We start from the raw sequence: 20730 nt of genomic DNA on the forward strand, positions 1-20730 counted from the left end.
CCGGGCGACGTTATGTTGGAGGGGGGGCATATTCGGAGTCAGAGGCGGATGTTGTACTTTTTGATGACGGGATTCCATTGACCGACTTCGTCCTGAATCAGTTTCTGCAGGTCGTCACCGCTACCACTGCGCGGTTCCACCTTTCTATCGGTGAGGATCTTGCGGACTTCCGGCTCAGCCACTGCTTTTGCAATGGCATCGCGCAGCTTCCGCTGGACTTCAGCGGGTGTGCCCTTGGGGACCAGGACGCCAAACCACGCTTGGCTCCTGAATCCGGGTACGTTTTCGGCGATGGCAGGCAAACCAGGGACGATGTTGCTGCGTGCCGGGCTGGCTATGGCGAGGTAGCGGACCTTTCCCGAGCCGACCAGTGCTGCGCCGTCAAGGCCTGTTACGAACGCCGCTTGGATCTGGCCGCCGACAAAGGCGGCCATTAGCGGCGCACCGCCGCTGTAGGGGATGTGCTGAAGCTTTAGTCCCGCCATCTCGTTGAAGTATTCGCTGGTCAGGTGTGACAGCGAACCGTTACCGACAGATCCAATATTCATGGAGGCGCCTTGCTGGTGGGCGAGCGTGAGGAACTCCTTCATCGAGTGAGCTGGGCTGTCGGCAGGCACGGCGAGAAACATTGGCGTGATTGCGACTGTGGAGATGGGCTGGAAGTCCTGAAGCGGGTTGTAGGGCACCTTTCGCATCAGTTGCACGACTGCGTTCGGCCCGGTGTTGCCGAATACGAGCGTGTATCCGTCAGGGGCCGACCGTGCGACAAGGTCCACCCCAATGGCGCCGCCGGCTCCCGGCTTATTCTCGACCACAACCGGCTGCCCCAGAATCTCGCTCATCGGCTTTTGGATGACGCGAGCCAACTGGTCAGTGCTCCCACCGGCGGCATAAGGGACGATGAGGCGGATAGGCTTGTCCGGGTATTCCTTGGCGAGAGCCAAGGAACATGAGACAAGCAGGGAGAGGGCGAGCGTTGCACTTAGGTGTGGTAGCCGGGGGCGCATGGTGTGTCTCCTTAGGTGCGGCTCAGTTGGCCGCTCGAGTCATCTGTCCAGGTAGCTGGACCAGTAGTTTGTCGCTCGATCCATATGACGAAAGATCAAGCGTTCTGCCTTCTGAATGTCTCGGTTGCGAATGTGCTCCAGCATCTGGTGGTGCTCGAGCGCCGAAGCTTGTCCTTGTGCACGGTCTTCAAATAAGACAGTCCGGCGCCGCGCCGTAAAGCGATAGAACGCATTAAGGGTTCTAACGAGCACCGAGTTGTGCGCCGCATCGACAATGGCAATATGGAAGTCGGTATCTTCCTCGGCGATGTTCCGACCCTCGGACAGGGCAGCATCGGTTCGCCCAAGGATGTCCTCCATTCGCGACAGATCACCGTCAGTCCGACGCTGGCATGCCAGACTCACGGCTAAGAGTTCTAGATGCGCGCGGACCTCCATCGTTTCGGCAACTTCGGTGGGCGAAGGTGTTGCGCCCATATCTGTCAGCAGAACCAAGGCCTCGAAACTACTGTCGCGCGACATGTGGCGCAGATAGATGCCAGAATTCGGCCTCGATTCAACGACCCGCAGCGCCACCAAAGTCGCCAGGGCTTCGCGGACCGAGTTGCGCGCCACGCCCAGGCGCTCCGCCAGGTCGCGCTCCGAAGGGAGTCGATCGCCAGGTTGCAGGCGGCGGTCCTGCAAGTAGGCAAGGATGCCTGCGATAACGCCTGAGCCACCTGTTGCGCGTGATTCAGCTGTTGCTTCCGCTGCGTGAGGCATTATGTTTTCCTGCGAGGCGCTAGCCATTTCAATCAATGCTCAAAGGTCCAGAACGAGTGTCTTTGACCGGGCACCCGAGCAACACACCATCAATGACTGGTTGGCCTGCTTTTCGTCATCGCTAAGGAAATCGTCCCGATGATCTGCTTTACCTTCGATGATTGTGGTCCGGCAGCTACCGCAAACGCCGCTGCAGCACGAATAGGGCACCGCAACACCGTTATCGAGCAGTACGTCCAAAATGGTCTTTCCAGCTTCGACACGCAACGCCTTCCCGCTTTGGCGCAGCACGACTTCGAAGCCGCCATCCGTCGCGGCATCCTGCGAGGCTGAAAATCTTTCGTAATGGACTGTCGCAGGGTCCCTGGCCTCGGTGACGGACAAGAAGTCGTCGATCATTCGAGTGGGGCCGCAACAGTACAAATGGGTGCCGGCGGACAGCGTAGCTACAGCATCGCTGATGCTGAGGCGAGGGCCAGATTCGGAATCATGGAAGTGGTGTACCCGCCCGCGGCCGGCATCGATTCTCTTAAGCTCGTCCGCGAATGCCGTCTCTTTTGGGGAGCGGCTCGCGTACATGAGTGCCCAGTCATAGCCAAGCGCGTCGAGCCTGCGAATCATGGACATGACCGGGGTAATGCCGATTCCGCCGGCAAAAAAGACGGCCTTGGATGCGCGCTCGTCGAGAGGGAAGTCGTTCCGAGGAGTCGATGCTCGAATCGTGTCTCCGACGCGCAGCCTGTCATGGGCCCATCGCGACCCGCCGCGACCGTTAGGCTCGCGCTGCACGGCGACCCGGTAGTAGACAGGATCTTGGGACGCCGCATTCGCGAGCGAATAGCTGCGTACCATTCCTGGCTGCAGGTGGAGATCGATATGGGCGCCGGGATGAAAGCCCGGCAAGGGCTTGTCATCTGCGGAAACAAAGTCAAACGAAGCGATTCTTTCGGCTTCGAACGTGATTCGCTTCAGACGAATCTCAATCAACGAGGCACTCATGCTTACTCTCAGATCGACGCGTTAGGGCGTGTAACCAAAGTCTTTGCCGGGTTCCGCGCGCATAACTTCGGCGCCGAGCTTCATCCAGTCACCGTCCTTCGGAATGGTCAACGACACAGCGCGCCAGCGGAATGACGCCGGGGCATTTGCCGAAGGAGGAATCTCGTTAGCATTGGCGAGCTTTTTCACCGCTTCGAGCAGCACGCGTCGGGTGCGTGCGACACCGCTGTCGCTGGTTCCCAAGTGTTCCTTGCTGCGGTCGAAGATCGGTGCAACGCCGGACTGACATGCTGCATCCTGGATCCACAGACCAGGCATGCCGGAGTTGTACGTCTGCACCTGGAGTTGATAGTCGAACTGATAGGCGTTGCCCCGGTTGTACTGGCTCCAGTACGTGTGGTACGGCGCGGTCACCGGGCGCTTCTCGAACGCAGCATCGGAATGGTGGCCCGTCTCCCGGCCCTTATGTCCGTCCTGGAACAGTTTCCGGGTCTTCTCGTAGAAGGGCTGGGAAGGGTGGTACGAGAACATCAGGCAAAGAGTGTGCTCGTCATCGATGGGAACCCACGCGTGGCCGCTCAGTTCGGGGAACTGAGACTGTGGGGGCACAAGCGTCCAGAACGGCATGAGGAACTGATTGACGCGGACATAGTTGTCACCATCCGCGGTCTTCCGACGTGCGCCAATGCTGACGCCGGCATCGTGCTGGATACATTCGAAGGTCGGACTCAAGTCTTGAGCCTGCTTCCATTGGTTGATCACGCCTCCGTCAACGCGGCCATGGAGGATGGCCGCGTGCGCCGAGTCGATTTCACCTTCCAAGGCCTGGAGCCAATTGCACTCCTGGACGCGCATGGAAACGGCGACCTGTTCCTCAGGCACCATGTTCCACTCCATGTCCGGGAGTTCCGGCGCCGCGTTGGCGTCGGCGCCCATATACGCCCACAGGATGCCGTTGCGCTCCTTCACTGGATAGGCCTTGATCTTCATGCGGCTGCACATCGGACTGTCGGCAGGCTCGCATGGCATTTCCTTGCACTGACCGCTGACATCGAACTTCCAGCCGTGATAGACGCAACGCAGACCTTCGTCCTCGTTGCGACCGAAGACCATCGGCGCACCGCGATGCGGGCAGGCATGGTCGACCAATCCCACCTTGCCGGCGCTATCTCTGAATGCCACCAGATCTTCGCCCAGTAGCCGGACCCGATACGGCTGGCCGCCAGGAGTGACGTCCGAGCCCTTGAGAAACGGAATCCAGTACAGCCGCATAAGCGCGCCCATAACCGTACCTGGACCGACGCGTACCAGCAGTTCGTTGTCTTCGCGAGAAAGCATGTGATATTCCTGTAATTGGTTCAACCAATTTGGTAGAACCAATTGTATTTCGCGGAGACCTCCGTGTAATCCGGGATAACCCTAGGGCGGCCTGCTGTTCTGTGCGGAACGCCGCGTGTCCGTGCGAGCGGACCGCCTTTCTCGCGTCTTGCTATGCCGCGTCGAACAAGACGAGTGCTGATACCCATTGACTATCCGCAGTCCATCTCACTAGAATAGTTTGGTAGAACCATTAAACGGACCAACCAAAGCGAAGCCGAGATGTGCGGGCAGTGCGGCGGCCCGTGGATGGCGGCCCTGCAGCGCTGTCTGTGGGCGGGACAAATTTGAAGCGGCAGAAGAGCGGCTGCTTGAGGAGGAGATAGACGTGTTTGACCAGGATCGGGTTGAGTCTTTGCCGCAACATGCGGCAGCGACTGCGAAAGGAAAGGGCGTCCTGGATGGCGTTCGTGTCGTTGATTTCACCCACTTTGTCGCTGGGCCGCTGGCGACGATGACGATGGCTGACTTTGGTGCCGACGTCATCAAGGTGGAAGCGCCCGTGAAGGGGGATGATTTCCGGTACTACCCGCCAATGGACCCGGAAATTCCGGCGCAGGGTGCCCCCTATCTGTGGACCAACCGCAATAAGCGCAGCATCGGCATCGACATGAAGTCGCCGGAGGGCCTTGCGCTCGCGAAGGCCCTGATTGCCGAAGCCGACGTCTTGGTTGAGAACTTCTCAACAGGCGTCATGGAACGCTTCGGTTTGGACTACGAGACCTGCCGCGCACTCAACCCTCGCTTGATTTACTGCTCGGTCTCGGCGTATGGCCGGACCGGCCCGTATGCGGATCGTCTGGGATTTGACCCGATCGCCCAAGCCGAAAGTGGGTTCATCTCAATGAATGGCTACTCGGACCGTCAGGGGGTCCGAACCGGCGCCGCGGTGATGGATATCAGCACCGCGATGATGGCCACGAACGCGATTCTGCTCGCACTGTTGGGTCGTGAGAAGGATGGGGAGGGGCAGTTTGTCGAAGTCGCACTCTTCGATACAGCCATTCTGATGACCGGGTTCGCGGCGATGCAGCATCTGACCACCGGTTACGAGCCTCAACGTAACGGGAATACCAGCCCTGACACGTGTCCCTCTGGCGTTTTTCACTGCCAGGACGTGCCGTTTTACATCAACTGCGGCAACGACGGGATCTTTGTCCGGCTGTTCGAACAGGTGCTCGAGCGCCCAGACATCGCTCATGACCCTGTCCTGTCGAAGCGGGCCAATCGTCTGGAACGACGCGATGAGCTTTTCGAGCTCATGGGAGAAGAGTTCGGCAAGCATCCGTGGGCCTATTGGCAGCCGAAGCTCCGTGCCGCTGGGGTCCCGAGTGGCCAAGTCAAAACGCTTGCGCAGGCACTCTCGTCGGACGAAGCCGCATCGCGGAACCTGGTAAGCCGGATCGAGCATCCGGTGAAAGGGTGGATTCCGAACATCTCCACGCCGCTCAGGCTTAGCCGCACGCCTGCGCGCGCAGCGAAGGCCGCGCCTGCTGTCGGCGCTGACACTGAGCAGGTGCTCAAGGATGTGCTCAAGCTCAATGACCACCAAATTGCTGAACTCACCGCCTCCGGGGCGTTTGGTGCGAAGTAAGACGTCTCAGCCACGCATATGACCAGAAACGTAGCCATTATTGGCGCCAGTGCTATTCCGGTGGGGCGCCATCAGACCGCGGATGACGCGGCGCTCCAGACCTTGGAGCACGAAATCATGACTCGCCTCGTCGTGGAGGCAGTGAAAGATGCGGGCGTCGACAAGCAGGATATTCAGAGCCTGGTGTTTACGCTTCCGCGTCCCTACACGCGTCAGAAGTACTTCCACACCTTCCTGATGGGCCAGCTCCGGTTGTCTTGCCGTGGCAACGTCATGGAGGTGATGGGCAATGGCATGACAGCGGCCTTGGCGTTCGATCAGGCTTGCAACGACATCATGCTGGGCAGGTCCGAAGTGTCGCTTGCGCTCGGCATCAACATGGAAAGCGCGGTTTCCGCCGCGGAGCACATGATGAGCAGCATGCGGACGACTGGGGATGTCGACTTTCACACGTCGGCCGGCTTTACACCCATTGCCTGGTACGCGATGGACGCCATGCGCTATATGCACGAACACGGTGCCACGAAGGAGCAGCTCTGCTCGGTGGCGGTAAAGAATCGCTTTCACTCGACCATGAATCCGCTGGCGCAATATCGCAAGCCGGTGACGCTGGAGGAGGTCGTCCAGCAGCGTCCCATCGTCGAACCACTCGGGCTCTACGACGTGCCGCCGCGTGGTGACGGTGCCGCCTGCCTGGTGCTCGCAAGCGAGGAAGTCGCGCGCGAGATTGGGCGGCCCTATGTACTTGTCAAGGGGCGCGGATTCTTCCATGACGGCAGCCATCAGATCAGCGACGTCCCGAATGACATGATCGCTTTCGAGTCTGCCAGGCAGGCCGCCACCACGGCCTACGAGCAAGCCGGCATCAGCGCGAAGGACATCGACGTCGCTGAGCTATACGCGCCTTGCACGATTGTTGAGGTGCTGGTGAGCGAGGCAATTGGGCTCATTGCCAAGGGCCAAGGGGCGCGGGCAGCGTTCGATGGCGAGACACGTCTTGGCGGCCGAATTCCCGTCTCGACCTCCGGCGGCCTGACGTCGCGCGGCCACCCGGCGTATGTCACGTCGCTCTACAACTACGTGGAACTGGCTGAGCAGTTGCGTGGACGGGCCGGGGCACGCCAGGTCAAGAACGCACAGTTTGGCCTGGCTACCGGCGAACTCGGCAACTACAACGCGGCCATGATTCACGTTATGGAGGCTAAGCAATGACCCTCGAAACACTGATTGTCGACGGCGAGCGTGCGTATCCGCCACGGGAATCCGAATTCACCAAGGAATTCTGGTCGGCGCTAGCAGCCGGCCGCTGGGTGACCACGCAATGCTGCGATTGCGGCAAGACAACTTTCCCACCAAAGCTTGTGTGCCCCCACTGCTGGTCGACCGAGATGGAGTGGAAGGCTTTCGGTACGCGGGGCACTTTGTACTCGTGGACGCGTATTCATGCCGCTCCCGCGGTGTTCGCTGCGGAGTCCCCTTATGCATGCGGGATCGTTGATCTTGACTGTGGGATACGTTTGGCATGTCGACTGGTGGAAGACCACGACGTGCCTTTGCAGATTGGCCAGGCGGTCGAGATGGTGGTTTTGCAGTACAAGGACGGTCCTCTGTTCGCAGCACGGCCCATCAGGTAATTAACTTTCTTAACCAGCATCAACTTTGGGTCATCCCGGTTTAGCCGCAAAAACGGTGGCCCATGCTGTTGCAAAACTCATAGTAGTTAGGAGATAACAATGTCGTTGATCAACACTGTCGGGCTGACTGAAGACCAGCGCATGATGCGCGAAGGCGTCCTGGATCTGCTCAACCGGGTTCTGCCGTGGGAAAAAGTCCGGAAGATGGACGAAGCTCGTGAATTCCCGATCGAGGCCTATGAAGCTCTGGCGGACGCGGGCTACATCGGGTTGTTCTATCCGGAACACCTCGGCGGCATGGGCGGCTCGTACCGCGACATCACTGTTCTGCTCGAGACGCTAGGGTACTACTACACTGGTATTGCCCAAGCGATTACGACGTCGGCGGTCTATGCGGGTATGCATATCGCGAAGTTCGGTACCCCTGAGCTGCAGCAAGAACTGATTCCGAAGATTATTTCCGGAAAGGCGAAGCTGGCACTTTGCATGTCCGAGCCTGGTACGGGCTCCGACGTGGCGGGGCTCAAGACCTACGCCGAGCCGACCGGCGACGAATACATCCTGAATGGCAACAAGGTTTGGATTACCTGCGGCCATGTGGCAGACTATTTCGTCGTCATCACGCGTACCGACCGTGAGGGCGGCCGCCATCAAGGTATCAGCACGCTGCTGGTCGATGCGAAGGCGCCAGGGGTTACCGTGCGCCCGTTGCAGATGCTGGGCCGCCGCACGACCCATGCAAATGAGGTCTTCTTCGACAATGTCCGCGTGCCGGCCAAGAATCTGTTTGGTGGCGAGGGTCGCGCTTGGAAGAACATCATGAGCTGCCTGGGTCTTGAACGCCTTGGCCTGGCTGCCATTTCGGCGGGTCACTGCTTTAAGATCACCGAGTATGCCCGAGACTACGCGAAGGAACGCGTGCAGTTCGGTAAGCCGATTTCCGACTTCCAGGTCATCCAGCACAAGCTTGCAGACATGCTCATTCTGTCGGAAACGGCGCGCCAGGTGGTGTACCGTGCTGCCGATGTGCTCGACGCCGGCCAGGCCGCGGTGAATGAAGCGTCGATCGCCAAAATCGTGGCTAGTGAAAATAACTTCAAGTGCGCGGACATCGGGATGCAGATCATGGCGGGTGCCGGATACTCGATGGAGTACGACATGCAGATGTTCTTCCGTGATTCCCGTGTGGGCCCCATCGGCGGCGGAACCAACGAGATTCAGCGCAACATCCTTGCAAAGCAAATGGACCTGTAATCACAGGCCCGGCGCAAGAAAGGACGCGAAAGCGTCCTTTCTTGCTTTCCAGGGGGCGGTGTCTTTGTGGCTCAATGCAGCCGCTGCCCGGAGGGATAGTTGAACGAGTCAAAGAAAGGTGGGGGCGAACTGGTGTTCGTTCCCCCACGTAGAAAGCCCGTCGGCCGATTGTCTATGGCAGGCGGGTGCAATCGGATTACTGCGGGCGCAGACGATACAGCAACGTCGTAATCATGGAGTGGACGACTTCGCCGCGTTGATTCTTGACCTTTCGGTCGAACGTCACGATGCCGGAAGTACCCTTGCTCGACATCTTCTTCTCAATGGGGGTAATCACGACGTGGATGGTGTCGCCGTGCTTGACGGGCAGATGCATGCGCCATTGGTCGTTGCCCAGCATGGCAATGATGGTGCCGTCATTGATGCCGCTGAGGCATTGGAGGCCACCTGCGATGGCTAGTACCAGTGGACCATGGGCAATTGGTTCTCCGTAGGACTGGGTCTTGCAGAACTCATGGTCGATATGGGGTGCATTGTGGTCACCGGACAGGCAGGCAAAGTTGACAATGTCAGTCAGTGTCACCGTGCGACGCGAGGTGATAATGGTCTTCCCGATCTCGAAGTCTTCGAAGTACATGCCGCGGGGCTTGCGTTCTTCAATTTCAGACATGACTCATTCCTTACCCGGCTCTGCACCGGCAGTATCGTTAGGTTGATAAAACTGAGGGAGGTGTTCTCGCACCACCGGGCCATCGATTCGCCAGGACCGGCACTGGTTAAGGTAGTGGGGGCGGGCGCCATTCAATGGATCCTCACCCCTGTGTTTGCGTTGTTGGGCTTGCCAGGTCAGAATGGCTTGGAACGCCGCCGTGGCCATGTTCACCAGCAGCTCTCGCAGATGTGTGCAGCTTTCGGTGCCACCCAGACGTTCATTGATCGTATGTCGCCAGCCGTATCCCATGCGCACGCCTACCATCGTCGCCAGACTTTTCTCAATCTCTCGGCATACGCGGAAGGGGACGGCCTTCATACGACTCACTATGTCTCGCACCGTCAGATCCTCGTCTACGACGAGTGCAATCAGCATGTGATGTACGGGGGTTCCCGCTGGAAGGTCGCCTTGCTCCGCCACTACCGTGTCGTAGCTACGGAAGTCCCGCATTTCTCCTTCGATCTCCCACAGCCCGTCACCGCGCCGGTAGCACCGGTAGTGCACTTGGCGCGTGTGCAGCAAAACTCGCTCGTTATTCATGGGGCGCCTGCTCTGGTTTTAATGGTTGAGCCATTGTATAGTTTCATCAAGGGTGGGTGCAATGGGCTTTGGTTGCTCAATCGTCAAGGCATCGTCTGGCTGGCCGAGCGTGGTGGGCGCGATGTACGTCCAACAGCCTGGGCATGGGCGACGCTCGTGCTACTCGAGCATTGGATGTTCAGGGCTCGCCACCATCGTTGAACCATTGGAGACTTCATGAACCAAGAGAGCACTTCGTCCACTTCGGGCCCACTTGCTGGATTGCGGGTGATTGAAATGGCTGGCATCGGCCCTGGACCATTCGCGTGCATGCTCCTATCTGACATGGGTGCGGAGGTGGTCAGGATTGACCGGAGCGATGCCAAATTGGGAGACCAGTTCGACATCGTTGGCCGTGGCCGCAAGACGGTACTCTTGGACCTCAAGAACCAGGCTGATGTTGAGACGGTGCTGGACCTCGTTTCAGAAGCGGATGTCTTGGTAGAAGGATTTCGCCCGGGTGTCATGGAGCGGCTGGGTCTAGGTCCTGCGGACACTCAGAAGCGTAATCCGAAGCTTGTGTATGGCCGTATGACCGGTTGGGGGCAGGACGGGCCGCTAGCCCACGCAGCTGGCCACGATATCAACTACATTGCCATTTCGGGCGCGCTCGCCGGCATTGGTGAGGCCGGGCGGGCGCCGGTTCCGCCTCTGAACCTGGTAGGTGACTATGGCGGGGGGAGCCTATATCTCGTCGTCGGAATTCTGGCAGCGGTACTGGAAGCGCGACGATCGGGCAGGGGGCAGGTGGTGGATGCAGCCATCTGCGATGGCGCGGTATCGCTCACGAGCCTGTTTCATACCCAACTTCTGCGTGGGCACTACGTCGAGAAGAAGGCCAGTAACATGCTCGACGGGGGTGCGCCTTACTACAAGTCTTACGAGACGTCTGATGGCGCCTACATCTCGGTGGGTCCCATTGAGCCAAAGTTCTTTGTATTGCTCTGCGAAAAACTGGGCGTGCCTGCCGAACTGCACAAGTCACAGAACGATCGGGCAAAGTGGCCGGCGTTCGAAGCCCACTTTGCCGAGACATTTCGCACGAGGACGCGCGCTCACTGGTGCGAACTTCTCGAGGGCACGGATGCGTGCTTTGCCCCAGTTCTGACGCTGAGCGAAGCCGGTCAGCATCCGCATCTTCAGCACAGAAACGCCTTCGTCTCGGTTGGCGGCGTCCAGCAACCGGCACCCGCCCCGCGCTTTTCTCGCACGCCTGGTGCCGTCCAGGGACCCGCTCCCAAAGATGCAGTCAAGCCAGCCGGCTTGCTTGAAGCTTGGCGGGAATCTTCGCGTACCTAAGCGACATGCGGCTTTGCACTGAGCGCCTGGCTCATAGGTGGGAAGGCCGCACGGGAAACACATAGAGGCGACGACCCGCCGAAAGGTTCATCATGAAAACACGCGTTACAGAGTTGCTGGGCACTGCCTATCCAATCATCCAAGGGGGCATGCAGTGGGTTGGGCGCGCCGAGCTAGCCTCCGCAGTCTCCAACGCAGGTGGCCTCGGCGTCCTGACAGGACTTACCCAGCCCACCCCCGAAGCGTTGCATCGCGAGATCTGCCGTTGTCGTGATATGACGGACAACCCGTTCGGCGTCAACATGACGATCTTTCCGACCATCAAGCCGCCGCCGTACGCGGAGTACATCGACGCCATTATCGAGAACGGTGTCGGTGTGGTGGAGACTGCCGGAAACAAAGCCCTCGAGTACCTTCCCCGGCTTAAAGCCGCGGGCGTGAAGGTTATCCATAAGTGCGTGGCAGTCCGCCATGCGCTCACTGCGGAACGTCTCGGCGTGGATGCTATCAGCATGGATGGTTTCGAATGCGCGGGTCATCCTGGTGAGGATGATATTCCGGGGATGGTGCTAATACCGATCGCTGCCCGACAACTCCAGGTGCCCGTCATTGCCTCCGGTGGCATTGCCGACGGGCGCGGTATGGCGGCGGCGCTGGCATTGGGTGCCCATGGGGTGAACATGGGGACGCGCTTTTGCGCAACGCGTGAAGCGCCTATACATGACAACATCAAGCAACGCCTTCTGGCTGCCAGCGAACGCGATACCAATCTAGTCTTCCGAACGCTGAAGAATACGGCGCGGGTGTTGAAGAACGCGGTCTCGGATCAGGTTGTGGCGACAGAACGGCGCCCAGGTGGCTGCGAGTTTGAAGATATCCGCGAACTTGTCGCCGGCGCGCGCGGGAAAGCGGCCTTGCAAGAGGGCGATCCGGATGGCGGGATTGTGACCGCCGGCATGGTGGTCGGGTTGATTCACGACATCCCAAGCTGTGCAGAATTGCTTGAGCGGATGGTTGCTGAATGCCGCGAGAGCCTGACGAGCGCGAGCGAGCTAGCCCTCGCACGATAGTCTGAGATGAATTGAGGCCGAGGACCCTCGGTCCCGGGCTGTGTTTGGAGAACTGGATAATGAGCAATCGAGAAGAGCAGGCAAGCGCCGTTTTGGAGCATCTTCTGTCGTCGCGGCATAGCTGCCGTGCCTTTCTGCCCGAGGAGGTCCCGCAGGACGTGGTCGAGCGCATTGTCTCGCTCGCGCAGCGGACCGCGTCATGGTGTAACGCCCAGCCGTGGCAGGTAGTCATTACCCGAGGTGCCGCTACCGAGCGCTTTCGGGAGGCGATGCTCGCGCCGTCGGCGGAAGACGACAAGCGCCCGGACTTCGAGTGGCCTCGAGAGTATCGCGGAGTCTATCAGGAGCGCCGCCGGGAATGCGGTCTCGCGCTATACGACGCCGTTGGGGTTGCGCGCGGTGACCGCGCGGCTTCTGCCAGGCAGGCTCGCGAGAATATGCGGTTGTTCGGTGCCCCGCACGTTGCCATTGTGACCAGCGACGACGCCCTATCTACTTACGGTGCTGTCGACTGCGGCGGCTATGTGGCCAACTTCATATTGGCCGCGACCAGTCTGGGCGTTGCCACAATTGCGCAGGCTGCGCTAGCCTCTCGTCCAGAACGAGTGCGTGACTGTCTCAGTCTGCCGCCGGACCGGCGCATTGTCTGTGGGATTTCTTTTGGCTTTCCCGACACTCGTCATCCGGCGAACAGCTTCCGAACCAGTCGCGCGGATCTCAGTTCGACGATAAAGTGGCTTGACGCCTAATCATGTGCTCTTTCGCGGCGCTGGACGCTGCGATCGGGACTTCGGCGCCTCCTCTTTCCCGGTAACGAGGGAGAGGTAGGCTTGCTGGAGTCGCTTGAGACTGGCCTCCATCTCTGCCACGGCGGCATCGGCGTCCTTCGCGTGCATGTGTTTCATGAAACGCTTTCGGGACGGCAACACGAAGGTGTTCTCATATTCGCCAATGCTATTGACGAACTTGGCCAATACGGCCAGTAGCCCATCCATCATGATGACCATGATGGGGTTGCCCGACATTCTGGCAAGCATGCGATGGAAATCGAAATGAAGCTCAGCGCGACGGGGGAAGTCACCTTCTGCTGAGGCTCGTGTTGCTTCGTCGATATTCTGTTGCAATGCTGCCAGGTCGTCGGCCGTTGCCCGACTGCAAGCCTCGCGGACGATGACGGACTCAAGCCAGATACGAGCCTGGGTGAGCTGATCTGGCGTGATGGACCCGACGTGGTACAAGTCCATAAGGCTGTTCGTGATAGCGAGGCCCGAGCCTTCGCTGATGAATGCGCCGCCGCTAGCACCCTTCTGGAGCCTCACCAGTCCAGCATGCTCGAGGGAACGGAGCGCTTCTCGCAGGGTATTGCGGGACACACCGAATTGCACGGCCAGAGCTCGCTCCGCCGGCAATCGGCTGCCCACCTTGAGTCTGCCCTCTGCAAGTTCCGCGCGAATCTGATCTGCGATCTCTTCGAAAGCTCTGGCTGAGCGCACGGCCTCAAAGCGAAGTCCCGTGGTGCCAGTGGGAACATCGGCGGATTTCAACGTAGAAGTGGTCATGGGCTTGCTAACTTAGTCGATTTACTGCGGCGGCGCGAGGCGGATGTGGTCAGGCGGCGATCTTCCGCTTGCGTGCAGGCTTCTTGCTCTCGCTTTCCAGGTACTCGCTGACGTGCCGCAGGTGAGTCGTCATTGCCTGGCAAGCCCCCACGGCATCACGCTGCCGCAAACTCGCCATTACCTTGCGACGTACCTGCATGATGTCCCGTCGCGGCTCTGGCGCAATCTGTGCCAGCAGCTTCCGAATGATTTCCGACAGCGCATCGACCATCAATACGATGACAGCGTTGTGTGTGGCCTGAGCGATGAGCCGGTAGAACTCGATCACGGACTTCGTATTCCGCGAGCCACCACCATGACGGAACAGCTCGGTGTGATACGTCACGTCGGCCTCGATTGCGTCCAGCTCTTCCTCGGTAGCGCGCTCGCACGCCAAGCGAAGGGCCACCGTCATCAGCTCGATGCGAGCTTCTGTAACGTTCGCAATCGAAACCTGGCCGAGCGACACCAAGTCCTGGACTGTCTGTGTCAGCCCGGTCGTCGTGCTACCACTACGGATGAAGAAGCCCCCGTTGATGCCGGTACGGGCTTCGACAACACCCGCGGCTTCCAGACTACGCAATGCTTCGCGTACTGCGCTGCGGCTCACGTTGAACTGCTCGGCCAACTGGAGTTCGCCGGGGAGCCGGTCGCCGGGGCGCAGGTCGCCGCTTGCGAGTTGTTGGCGGATTTGATCGCTGACCGCCTCGAATGCTCGCCTCGTGCGCACGCGCTTGAAGATGGGACCCGCCGGGTTCTCTTCCGGTTGGCTTGGTACGGCAGGTTTCATTTTCGTCGGCATTTTTATGTGTCTTGCATTGGATCAACCTCTGCACCTATGGTACCAGAGAGTGGGTGCTTAGTAAGCCACTCGAAGGGTTCCTCCACTTCTGTGTTGCGCCGCGGCGCTGCGGCGATCCCGGTCACAATCTGCTTGCCTTAAGTACAATGGTTGAACCAAAATAACACACGTGTTCGCACGGCGCGAATTTACGTTGGAGGAGCAAGAGAATGGATCTACGACTGTCGCCTGCAGAGCAGGCGTTTCGTGCGGAGGTGCGAGCCTTCATCGCAGACAGACTGCCCTCGGAAATGCGCGCGCGCTTGCGCGCTGGGCACCCGCCGCGGAAAGAAGACACCGTGAAGTGGCAGCGCATCCTCAATGAAAGAGGTTGGGCCGCACCGCACTGGCCGAAGAAGTATGGTGGCGCGGAACTGGGGCAAATGGAGCGTCTCATCTTGATGGACGAGTTGTACCGCGCACCTGCTCCGCTGCCGCAAGTGTTCAATGTGACGATGCTTGGACCGGTGTTGATGCGTTATGGAACTCCGGAACAATGCCAGCATTTCTTGCCCAAGCTTGCCAATCTTGATCTGTGGTTCTGCCAAGGCTTTTCAGAGCCAGGGTCCGGTTCGGACTTGGCTTCGTTGCGTACTGCAGCGAAGCGTGATGGTGATCATTACGTGGTTAGCGGGCAAAAAATCTGGACCACGACTGCCCACTGGGCTGACTGGATTTTTGCGCTCGTTCGGACCGACCCCGAGGCTCGCAAGCAAGAGGGCATTTCCTTCCTGCTCATTGACCTGAAGTCGCCTGGCATCACGGTACGCCCGATTCTTTCCATCGACGGCGATCATCATCTGAACGAAGTCTTTTTCGACGACGTGCGTGTCCCGGTGGCCAATCTCGTCGGTGAAGAAAACAGGGGGTGGGACTGCGCCAAGTTCCTCTTGGGCAACGAGCGCACGGGGATTGCGAACGTCGGCTTGTGCCGTGAGCGGCTGGATTTTGCACGTGAGGTGGCGAGCAAAACCCCTCAGGGTTCGGGAAAACTCCTTGACGATCCGAAGCTGCGCACGGAATTCGCAGCGCTGGATGCGGAGATCCGGGCACTGGAGGTAACAAACTGGCGCTTCCTGCTGACACCGAGCGCTCAGGCGGAACTGCCCGTATTTGCGTCCGTTCTCAAGTTGAAGGGGGTCGAGCTGCAGCAGGAAATTAACGCGCTCCTGGCTCGCCTCGCTGGTCCGTTGGGCGTGGAGAAACGGGGCAAGGACGATTTGGTGTACGGCCCGCTTGCTCCCCGCTACTTCTACTCGCGTGCCGCCAGCATCTACGGTGGTACCAGCGAGGTGCAAAAAGACATCCTGGCCAAAGCCATTGTGGGATAGGGAGACAAACGTGAATTTCGAGTTGAACGAGGATCAACGGGCCGTACAGGACAGCCTCCGACGGTTGCTTGCGGACCGTTATGTATTCGAGAGTCGTCGTGTTGTTGCCGAGAGTGGCAAGGGGCACGACGAGGAAACCTGGGCCGGATTGTCCGAGCTGGGCCTTACCGCGCTGCTGGTGCCGGAAACGCTGGACGGCTTTGGCTGTGGGGCGGTCGATCTCTTACCGCTGATGCAGGAACTGGGCGCAGTGCTGTGCCTGGAGCCGCTCCTCGCAGCCAACGTGCTGCCTGTCACTGCTTTGAAGATCTTTGATGCCGAGGAGTGCTCAAAAGATGCGCTCCGAGAGTTGGCAACGGGCGAGCGCAAGCTTGCGTGGGCGCATGAAGAAGCCGCGCGGCGCCACGCGCCTTGGTGGATCGAGACCACCGCCTCGGAAGAGGGTGGGAAATGGATTCTGAACGGGCGTAAAGTCAATGTACTGGGTGTCGGCCAGCCGGACCAGTACATTGTGAGCGCACGAGTCCGAGGCTCGCCCGCGGATCCTGACGGTTGTGCGCTGTTTTTCGTCGAGGCCCGAGAGGCGGGGCTGGACGTGCGTGGCTTCCGGCTGGTGGACGACACGTCGGCGAGTGAGCTCGTGCTTCGCGGGGTGGCAGCAACGCCCATCGGCGACCCAATGGATGGCCGACGTGCCCTCCAGGCGATTGACAGCGCCGTGTCCATCGGCATCGCGGCGAGCTGCGCCGATATGGTCGGGGCGGCGAGCGCTGCATTCCGGCTGGCAGTCGACTACCTGAACACTCGCAAGCAATTCGGCCGGTTGATTGGCGAGAACCAGGCCTTGCGCCATCGGGCCTCCGAGATGCTTGTCAGTCTGGAGCTGGCAAAAAGCATGGCGATGGCCGCAGCGGTGGCCGTTGATGACCCTGACTCGGAAGGCGCCGCACTGGATTCGCACCGCGCCAAACTCTCCGTGGCCAAGCATGCCCGGGCCGTGGCACATGGCGCGATTCAATTGCACGGCGGCATCGGCATGACCGAGGAATACGCAGTTGGTCACTACCTGCGCCGTATCCATGTGATGGACCAACTCTTCGGCGACGGCGACGCGCATGCATCGAAGTTGGCGTCGTTGATTCACGCATAGTAAAAGACTGAAACGAACGGAGTGAGACAAAAATGAGCGAAGCTACCATCTACCTGGATGGACGTCCCAAGGCCCGCGAAGCGGTGTTGCAGCAGGCGCTGCGTGCCGCGACCGGTTTTGACCAGATGGGGATCAAGGAAGGCGACACCGTCGGCTTGCTGCTGCGCAACGACTTCGCATTCTTCGAAGTGCAGCAGGCTGCAGCAGCAATTGGGGCATATTCGGTACCGTTGAACTGGCATGGCAAGGCCGAAGAACTGCTGTATGTCCTCAACGACTCAAAGCCGAAGACCCTGGTTGCTCATGCTGACTTGCTGGAGCCGCTGCGGGAGCAAATTCCGGCGGGCATTAAGGTGTTTGTGGTCCCGACCCCGCCGGAAGTGCAGGCCCGCTACAAGATCAAGGATGAGCTGACGCAGCCTCGAGAAGGGGACACCTCGTGGGAGGCATGGTGTAGCCAGTTTGCGCCGTGGGAGCAGCCTGCCAAGCGCGGGCGCGCCACGATGATCTACACGTCGGGCACGACCGGTCACCCTAAAGGGGTCAAGCGTGATCCGGCGACACCCGAGCAGGCCCAGGCCTATGTGAAGCTGATTGAGCGTGTCTACGGCTTGACGCCGGGCGTGCGCTCACTAGTCACCGGGCCGCTGTACCACGCATCGCCGAATGCATACGGACGACAAGCCATACTGGCTTCCGAGGTGCTTGTGCTCCAGTCGAAGTTCGACCCGGAAGAAACGCTGGCGGCCATCGACAAGTACCGCATCACCAATGCGGTCATGGTTCCGACCATGTTCGTCCGCATTCTGAAGCTCCCCAAGGAAGTCCGCGACCGTTACGATGTGAGTTCGCTGAAATGGGTGACGCATACTGGTGCACCGTGCCCGCGGGAAGTCAAACAGGCGCTCATGGAGTGGTGGGGCCCCATCATCTATGAAACATACGGCGGCACTGAGGTTGGCACGGCAACACTGGCGACGCCGGACGACTGGCTGAATCATCCTGGCACGGTCGGCGTGCCCACGCCAAGTACACAGATCGCGTTCTATGGTGAGGATGGAGCGCCGGTGGAAGACGGATCCCCGGGCGAGATCTACATGCGCGTACCGGCCTACGCGGATTTCACCTATCTGAACCACGAAGAGAAGAGGAAGAGCGTCGAGCGAAATGGTCTCATCAGTGTCGGCGATGTCGGCTATCTAAAAGACGGCAGGCTGTATCTGTGCGACCGGCGTTCGGATATGGTCATCTCTGGAGGCACCAACATCTATCCGGCCGAGATTGAGATGGTGCTTACGCAATGTCCGGGCGTTCATGATTGCGCGGTCTTCGGGATCCCCGATGAGGACTTTGGGGAATCGCTGGCTGCCGCCGTGGAACTCATGCCTGGTGTCGAACTCAGTGCAGCCGAAATTCAGAAATACCTCGAGTCGCACCTAGCTAAATACAAGGTCCCTAAGCGCATCGACTTTCACGCATCCCTGCCGCGGGAGGATAGCGGGAAGCTCTTCAAGCGGCGACTGCGGGATCCCTTCTGGCAGGCGGTCGGCAGAAAGATCTGAGCCTAGGCCGGCCCGGCTCAAACGGGACGGTTTCGCTGGCCCTTTCGTGTCGCGGGAGCTCCCTTTCGGTCGGGGGGCTCCTTTTGTCGATTACGCATTGGCTCGTAAAACTTCCGCCTGTCGAAGAGCCGAGATTTCCTCCTCACTGAAACCCCATTCCAGCAGCACGGAGCGGTCCAAAGAATGGTTGTGAGTGCGTCAGAACTTATCAATGGTTCTGCCAAAAAGCAAACGGAGCCTGTTCCAGGACACAGAGCATGGGACGGAGAGGGCGCAATCCACGTGACGCGACGCGTCGGACAGCGAAATCCCGTTGACGCGGCTACGCCATCGAAATATCATTGGTTCAACCAAACAAAGGAGACTGAGATGTCGCAGATTGTGTCGTTGGAAGGCCGCACCATTATCGTGACCGGCGCCGCCCAAGGCATTGGTAAGGCCGTCGTCGAGCTCGGCGTCGAGTTGGGTGCAAACGTCGTTGCCGTCGACCTCAACGGAGAGGGCCTGAATGCAGCCCTGGCGTCGTTGCCGGCGGAGCGCGTGATGGCGGTAGCCGGGAGTGTCGCGGACTCTGCGCTCGCGACCCGTGCGGTCTGCGACGCAGTTTCGCGATTCGGTGCCGTGCACGGTCTCGTCAACAATGCGGGCATCATTCGTCCGGCAATGATCGACAAGATGACCGACCAGCAGTGGCAGGATGTCATCGACGTACACCTTACCGGTTCCTTCTACTGGACGCGAGCGGTTGGGCAACATATGGTCGCGCGATCCAAGGACGGCGACAAGTCCGGAGGCTCTGTGGTAAATATTTCCTCGGATGCGGGTCGAAAGGGCTCCATTGGTCAAATCAACTACTCGGCGGCAAAGGCAGGTCTGCTGGGTATGACGATGACCGCTGCACGGGAATGGGGGCGCTACAACGTCCGTGCCAACTCGGTCTGCTTCGGCGTGGTCGAAACACCCATGACCGAGGTTGTCCGCGGCGAGAAGTTCCGCGACAACATGCTCGCCCAGATTCCTCTGGGCCGCTGGTCGACGCCGGAGGAAGTCGTCAAAACGGTGTGCTTCCTGCTTTCTGACGGCTCGAGCTATGTCACGGGCCAGCATCTCGGTGTCAACGGCGGGTTCCACATCAGCCTTTGATCATGACGTCCGGCGATATCCTCGTCACCGACCCGAATGCTGTCGATCGCCTGGCGACCTACGTTCGGGAGCGTGTCGCGCCATTTACTGGCGCGCTGGAGCTTTCGCGGGTGCAAGGCGGGCAATCCAGCCCGACCTACATCGTGGAGGCGGGTAGCAGGCGTTACGTGCTGAGGCGGAAGCCATCCGGCACGATTCTGCCGTCAGCCCATGCCTTCGAGCGCGAATTTCGGGTCATGCAGCGTCTGGTGGACACGGACGTGCCGGTTCCCCAGGTTCGCGTACTTTGCGAGGATGTCGCCGTCATAGGGAGTGCCTTCTACGTGATGGATTATGTGGAGGGAAGAATCTTCGACGACCAGACCATTCCTGAATTATCCCCGACCGAGACCCGAATCATTGCCGTCCTGGATTGGGAATTGTCCACGCTCGGGGACTCGCTGGCTGATTTGGCGTACCACTGCATGACCTGGCACCTTGGCCTCGGGACCCATCGCACCCTTGCGGGTGTCGATGTCGGGCCTCTCGGAATCCCTACCGAGCGCGAATACGTGGCGATGTATTGCAAGAACGCTGGGCTGGACGAAAGCGAAGGGATCTCGCGTTGGAACTTCTATCTGGCATTCAACATGTTTCGCCTTGCGGCAATCCAGCAAGGGGTGGCGCGTCGGGCGTTGGAAGGGAATGCGGCCAATGGCAACGCGCCAAAGGTAGCCGACCGGGTAACCGCCACCGCGCAGACCGCGCTGTTGATGGCGGAGCTGGACGGTCTCCGGCGCACGTAAAGATAGGTTGCCGGTTTCACTTTGGTGAGGATC

Annotated in this window: 20 protein-coding genes; 12 read left to right on the top strand and 8 right to left on the bottom strand. The window is 59.7% G+C overall.

What is annotated here, in order from left to right; all coding sequences use genetic code 11:
- Positions 1-38 precede the first annotated feature (38 nt).
- The 4 genes from AC1RQK_RS17625 to AC1RQK_RS17640 are packed head-to-tail and all read right to left on the bottom strand — an operon-like array spanning position 39 to position 4106.
- Positions 39-1007 (bottom strand): Bug family tripartite tricarboxylate transporter substrate binding protein, encoded by a 969-nt coding sequence (locus tag AC1RQK_RS17625; RefSeq protein WP_492810135.1) that lies wholly within the window; start codon positions 1005-1007, stop codon positions 39-41.
- Positions 1008-1046: 39 nt separating this feature from the next.
- A complete protein-coding gene (locus tag AC1RQK_RS17630; protein ID WP_492810137.1) occupies positions 1047-1769 on the bottom strand; it encodes a FadR/GntR family transcriptional regulator in 723 nt (240 codons plus the stop codon).
- 39 nt (positions 1770-1808) lie between these two features.
- Complete coding sequence (locus AC1RQK_RS17635; protein WP_492810139.1) at positions 1809-2768, bottom strand: PDR/VanB family oxidoreductase; 960 nt, start codon at positions 2766-2768, stop codon at positions 1809-1811.
- A 21-nt stretch (positions 2769-2789) separates the two neighbouring features.
- On the bottom strand, positions 2790-4106 hold the full coding sequence (locus tag AC1RQK_RS17640) for a Rieske 2Fe-2S domain-containing protein (protein ID WP_492810141.1): 1317 nt from the start codon (positions 4104-4106) through the stop codon (positions 2790-2792).
- A 367-nt stretch (positions 4107-4473) separates the two neighbouring features.
- Between AC1RQK_RS17640 and AC1RQK_RS17645 the strand changes: the two genes are divergently transcribed.
- From AC1RQK_RS17645 to AC1RQK_RS17660, 4 genes are all read left to right on the top strand, one after another.
- Complete coding sequence (locus tag AC1RQK_RS17645; protein WP_492810143.1) at positions 4474-5739, top strand: CaiB/BaiF CoA transferase family protein; 1266 nt, start codon at positions 4474-4476, stop codon at positions 5737-5739.
- 18 nt (positions 5740-5757) lie between these two features.
- Positions 5758-6951, top strand: coding sequence for a thiolase family protein (locus AC1RQK_RS17650; protein ID WP_492810145.1), 1194 nt, complete (start codon positions 5758-5760; stop codon positions 6949-6951).
- Complete coding sequence (locus AC1RQK_RS17655; protein WP_492810147.1) at positions 6948-7373, top strand: Zn-ribbon domain-containing OB-fold protein; 426 nt, start codon at positions 6948-6950, stop codon at positions 7371-7373. Before AC1RQK_RS17650 ends, AC1RQK_RS17655 begins: the two co-directional genes overlap by 4 nt.
- Positions 7374-7472: 99 nt before the next feature.
- Positions 7473-8627: an acyl-CoA dehydrogenase family protein gene (locus tag AC1RQK_RS17660; protein WP_492810149.1), complete on the top strand. Its 1155-nt coding sequence runs from the start codon at positions 7473-7475 to the stop codon at positions 8625-8627.
- 196 nt (positions 8628-8823) lie between these two features.
- On the opposite strand, the gene AC1RQK_RS17665 is transcribed toward AC1RQK_RS17660, so the two are convergent.
- A complete protein-coding gene (locus AC1RQK_RS17665) occupies positions 8824-9297 on the bottom strand; it encodes a MaoC/PaaZ C-terminal domain-containing protein (RefSeq protein WP_492810151.1) in 474 nt (157 codons plus the stop codon).
- A 3-nt stretch (positions 9298-9300) separates the two neighbouring features.
- Entirely contained in the window at positions 9301-9879 is a 579-nt protein-coding gene (locus tag AC1RQK_RS17670) for a DUF2889 domain-containing protein (protein WP_492810153.1), read from the bottom strand.
- 216 nt (positions 9880-10095) lie between these two features.
- Between AC1RQK_RS17670 and AC1RQK_RS17675 the strand changes: the two genes are divergently transcribed.
- From AC1RQK_RS17675 to AC1RQK_RS17685, 3 genes are all read left to right on the top strand, one after another.
- On the top strand, positions 10096-11217 hold the full coding sequence (locus tag AC1RQK_RS17675; RefSeq protein WP_492810155.1) for a CaiB/BaiF CoA transferase family protein: 1122 nt from the start codon (positions 10096-10098) through the stop codon (positions 11215-11217).
- A gap of 92 nt (positions 11218-11309) precedes the next feature.
- The gene (locus tag AC1RQK_RS17680; protein ID WP_492810157.1) at positions 11310-12287 is read left to right on the top strand and encodes an NAD(P)H-dependent flavin oxidoreductase; all 978 of its coding nucleotides are present in this window, start codon (positions 11310-11312) and stop codon (positions 12285-12287) included.
- Positions 12288-12346: 59 nt separating this feature from the next.
- The gene (locus AC1RQK_RS17685) at positions 12347-13036 is read left to right on the top strand and encodes a nitroreductase (RefSeq protein WP_492810159.1); all 690 of its coding nucleotides are present in this window, start codon (positions 12347-12349) and stop codon (positions 13034-13036) included.
- Here the strand turns inward: AC1RQK_RS17685 and AC1RQK_RS17690 are convergent, their stop codons facing one another.
- A complete protein-coding gene (locus tag AC1RQK_RS17690) occupies positions 13037-13846 on the bottom strand; it encodes a FadR/GntR family transcriptional regulator (RefSeq protein ID WP_492810161.1) in 810 nt (269 codons plus the stop codon).
- A 49-nt stretch (positions 13847-13895) separates the two neighbouring features.
- Positions 13896-14687, bottom strand: coding sequence for a FadR/GntR family transcriptional regulator (locus AC1RQK_RS17695; RefSeq protein ID WP_492810163.1), 792 nt, complete (start codon positions 14685-14687; stop codon positions 13896-13898).
- A 209-nt stretch (positions 14688-14896) separates the two neighbouring features.
- On the opposite strand from AC1RQK_RS17695, the gene AC1RQK_RS17700 reads away from it, so the two are divergent.
- The 5 genes from AC1RQK_RS17700 (at position 14897) to AC1RQK_RS17720 (ending at position 20697) form a co-directional block, all read left to right on the top strand.
- Entirely contained in the window at positions 14897-16057 is a 1161-nt protein-coding gene (locus tag AC1RQK_RS17700) for an acyl-CoA dehydrogenase family protein (RefSeq protein WP_492810165.1), read from the top strand.
- Between the two features lie 10 nt (positions 16058-16067).
- Entirely contained in the window at positions 16068-17207 is a 1140-nt protein-coding gene (locus AC1RQK_RS17705) for an acyl-CoA dehydrogenase family protein (protein ID WP_492810167.1), read from the top strand.
- A 32-nt stretch (positions 17208-17239) separates the two neighbouring features.
- Positions 17240-18769 (top strand): acyl-CoA synthetase, encoded by a 1530-nt coding sequence (locus AC1RQK_RS17710; RefSeq protein WP_492810169.1) that lies wholly within the window; start codon positions 17240-17242, stop codon positions 18767-18769.
- Positions 18770-19138: 369 nt separating this feature from the next.
- Positions 19139-19912, top strand: coding sequence for an SDR family NAD(P)-dependent oxidoreductase (locus AC1RQK_RS17715; protein ID WP_492810171.1), 774 nt, complete (start codon positions 19139-19141; stop codon positions 19910-19912).
- Positions 19913-19914: 2 nt separating this feature from the next.
- Positions 19915-20697, top strand: coding sequence for a phosphotransferase (locus tag AC1RQK_RS17720; RefSeq protein ID WP_492810173.1), 783 nt, complete (start codon positions 19915-19917; stop codon positions 20695-20697).
- The last annotated feature ends 33 nt before the right edge of the window (positions 20698-20730 follow it).

This window comes from Cupriavidus sp. GW822-FHT02D05, from assembly GCF_058802485.1.

What these genes read in the sequence shown, in the direction of transcription:
- AC1RQK_RS17625 (WP_492810135.1), bottom strand. Translation starts at nt 1,007, where the DNA reads ATGCGCCCCCGGCTACCACACCTAAGTGCAACGCTCGCCCTCTCCCTG.
- AC1RQK_RS17630 (WP_492810137.1), bottom strand. Translation starts at nt 1,769, where the DNA reads ATGCCTCACGCAGCGGAAGCAACAGCTGAATCACGCGCAACAGGTGGC.
- AC1RQK_RS17635 (WP_492810139.1), bottom strand. Translation starts at nt 2,768, where the DNA reads ATGAGTGCCTCGTTGATTGAGATTCGTCTGAAGCGAATCACGTTCGAA.
- AC1RQK_RS17640 (WP_492810141.1), bottom strand. Translation starts at nt 4,106, where the DNA reads ATGCTTTCTCGCGAAGACAACGAACTGCTGGTACGCGTCGGTCCAGGT.
- AC1RQK_RS17650 (WP_492810145.1), top strand. Translation starts at nt 5,758, where the DNA reads ATGACCAGAAACGTAGCCATTATTGGCGCCAGTGCTATTCCGGTGGGG.
- AC1RQK_RS17655 (WP_492810147.1), top strand. Translation starts at nt 6,948, where the DNA reads ATGACCCTCGAAACACTGATTGTCGACGGCGAGCGTGCGTATCCGCCA.
- AC1RQK_RS17660 (WP_492810149.1), top strand. Translation starts at nt 7,473, where the DNA reads ATGTCGTTGATCAACACTGTCGGGCTGACTGAAGACCAGCGCATGATG.
- AC1RQK_RS17665 (WP_492810151.1), bottom strand. Translation starts at nt 9,297, where the DNA reads ATGTCTGAAATTGAAGAACGCAAGCCCCGCGGCATGTACTTCGAAGAC.
- AC1RQK_RS17670 (WP_492810153.1), bottom strand. Translation starts at nt 9,879, where the DNA reads ATGAATAACGAGCGAGTTTTGCTGCACACGCGCCAAGTGCACTACCGG.
- AC1RQK_RS17675 (WP_492810155.1), top strand. Translation starts at nt 10,096, where the DNA reads ATGAACCAAGAGAGCACTTCGTCCACTTCGGGCCCACTTGCTGGATTG.
- AC1RQK_RS17680 (WP_492810157.1), top strand. Translation starts at nt 11,310, where the DNA reads ATGAAAACACGCGTTACAGAGTTGCTGGGCACTGCCTATCCAATCATC.
- AC1RQK_RS17685 (WP_492810159.1), top strand. Translation starts at nt 12,347, where the DNA reads ATGAGCAATCGAGAAGAGCAGGCAAGCGCCGTTTTGGAGCATCTTCTG.
- AC1RQK_RS17690 (WP_492810161.1), bottom strand. Translation starts at nt 13,846, where the DNA reads ATGACCACTTCTACGTTGAAATCCGCCGATGTTCCCACTGGCACCACG.
- AC1RQK_RS17695 (WP_492810163.1), bottom strand. Translation starts at nt 14,687, where the DNA reads ATGCCGACGAAAATGAAACCTGCCGTACCAAGCCAACCGGAAGAGAAC.
- AC1RQK_RS17700 (WP_492810165.1), top strand. Translation starts at nt 14,897, where the DNA reads ATGGATCTACGACTGTCGCCTGCAGAGCAGGCGTTTCGTGCGGAGGTG.
- AC1RQK_RS17710 (WP_492810169.1), top strand. Translation starts at nt 17,240, where the DNA reads ATGAGCGAAGCTACCATCTACCTGGATGGACGTCCCAAGGCCCGCGAA.
- AC1RQK_RS17715 (WP_492810171.1), top strand. Translation starts at nt 19,139, where the DNA reads ATGTCGCAGATTGTGTCGTTGGAAGGCCGCACCATTATCGTGACCGGC.
- AC1RQK_RS17720 (WP_492810173.1), top strand. Translation starts at nt 19,915, where the DNA reads ATGACGTCCGGCGATATCCTCGTCACCGACCCGAATGCTGTCGATCGC.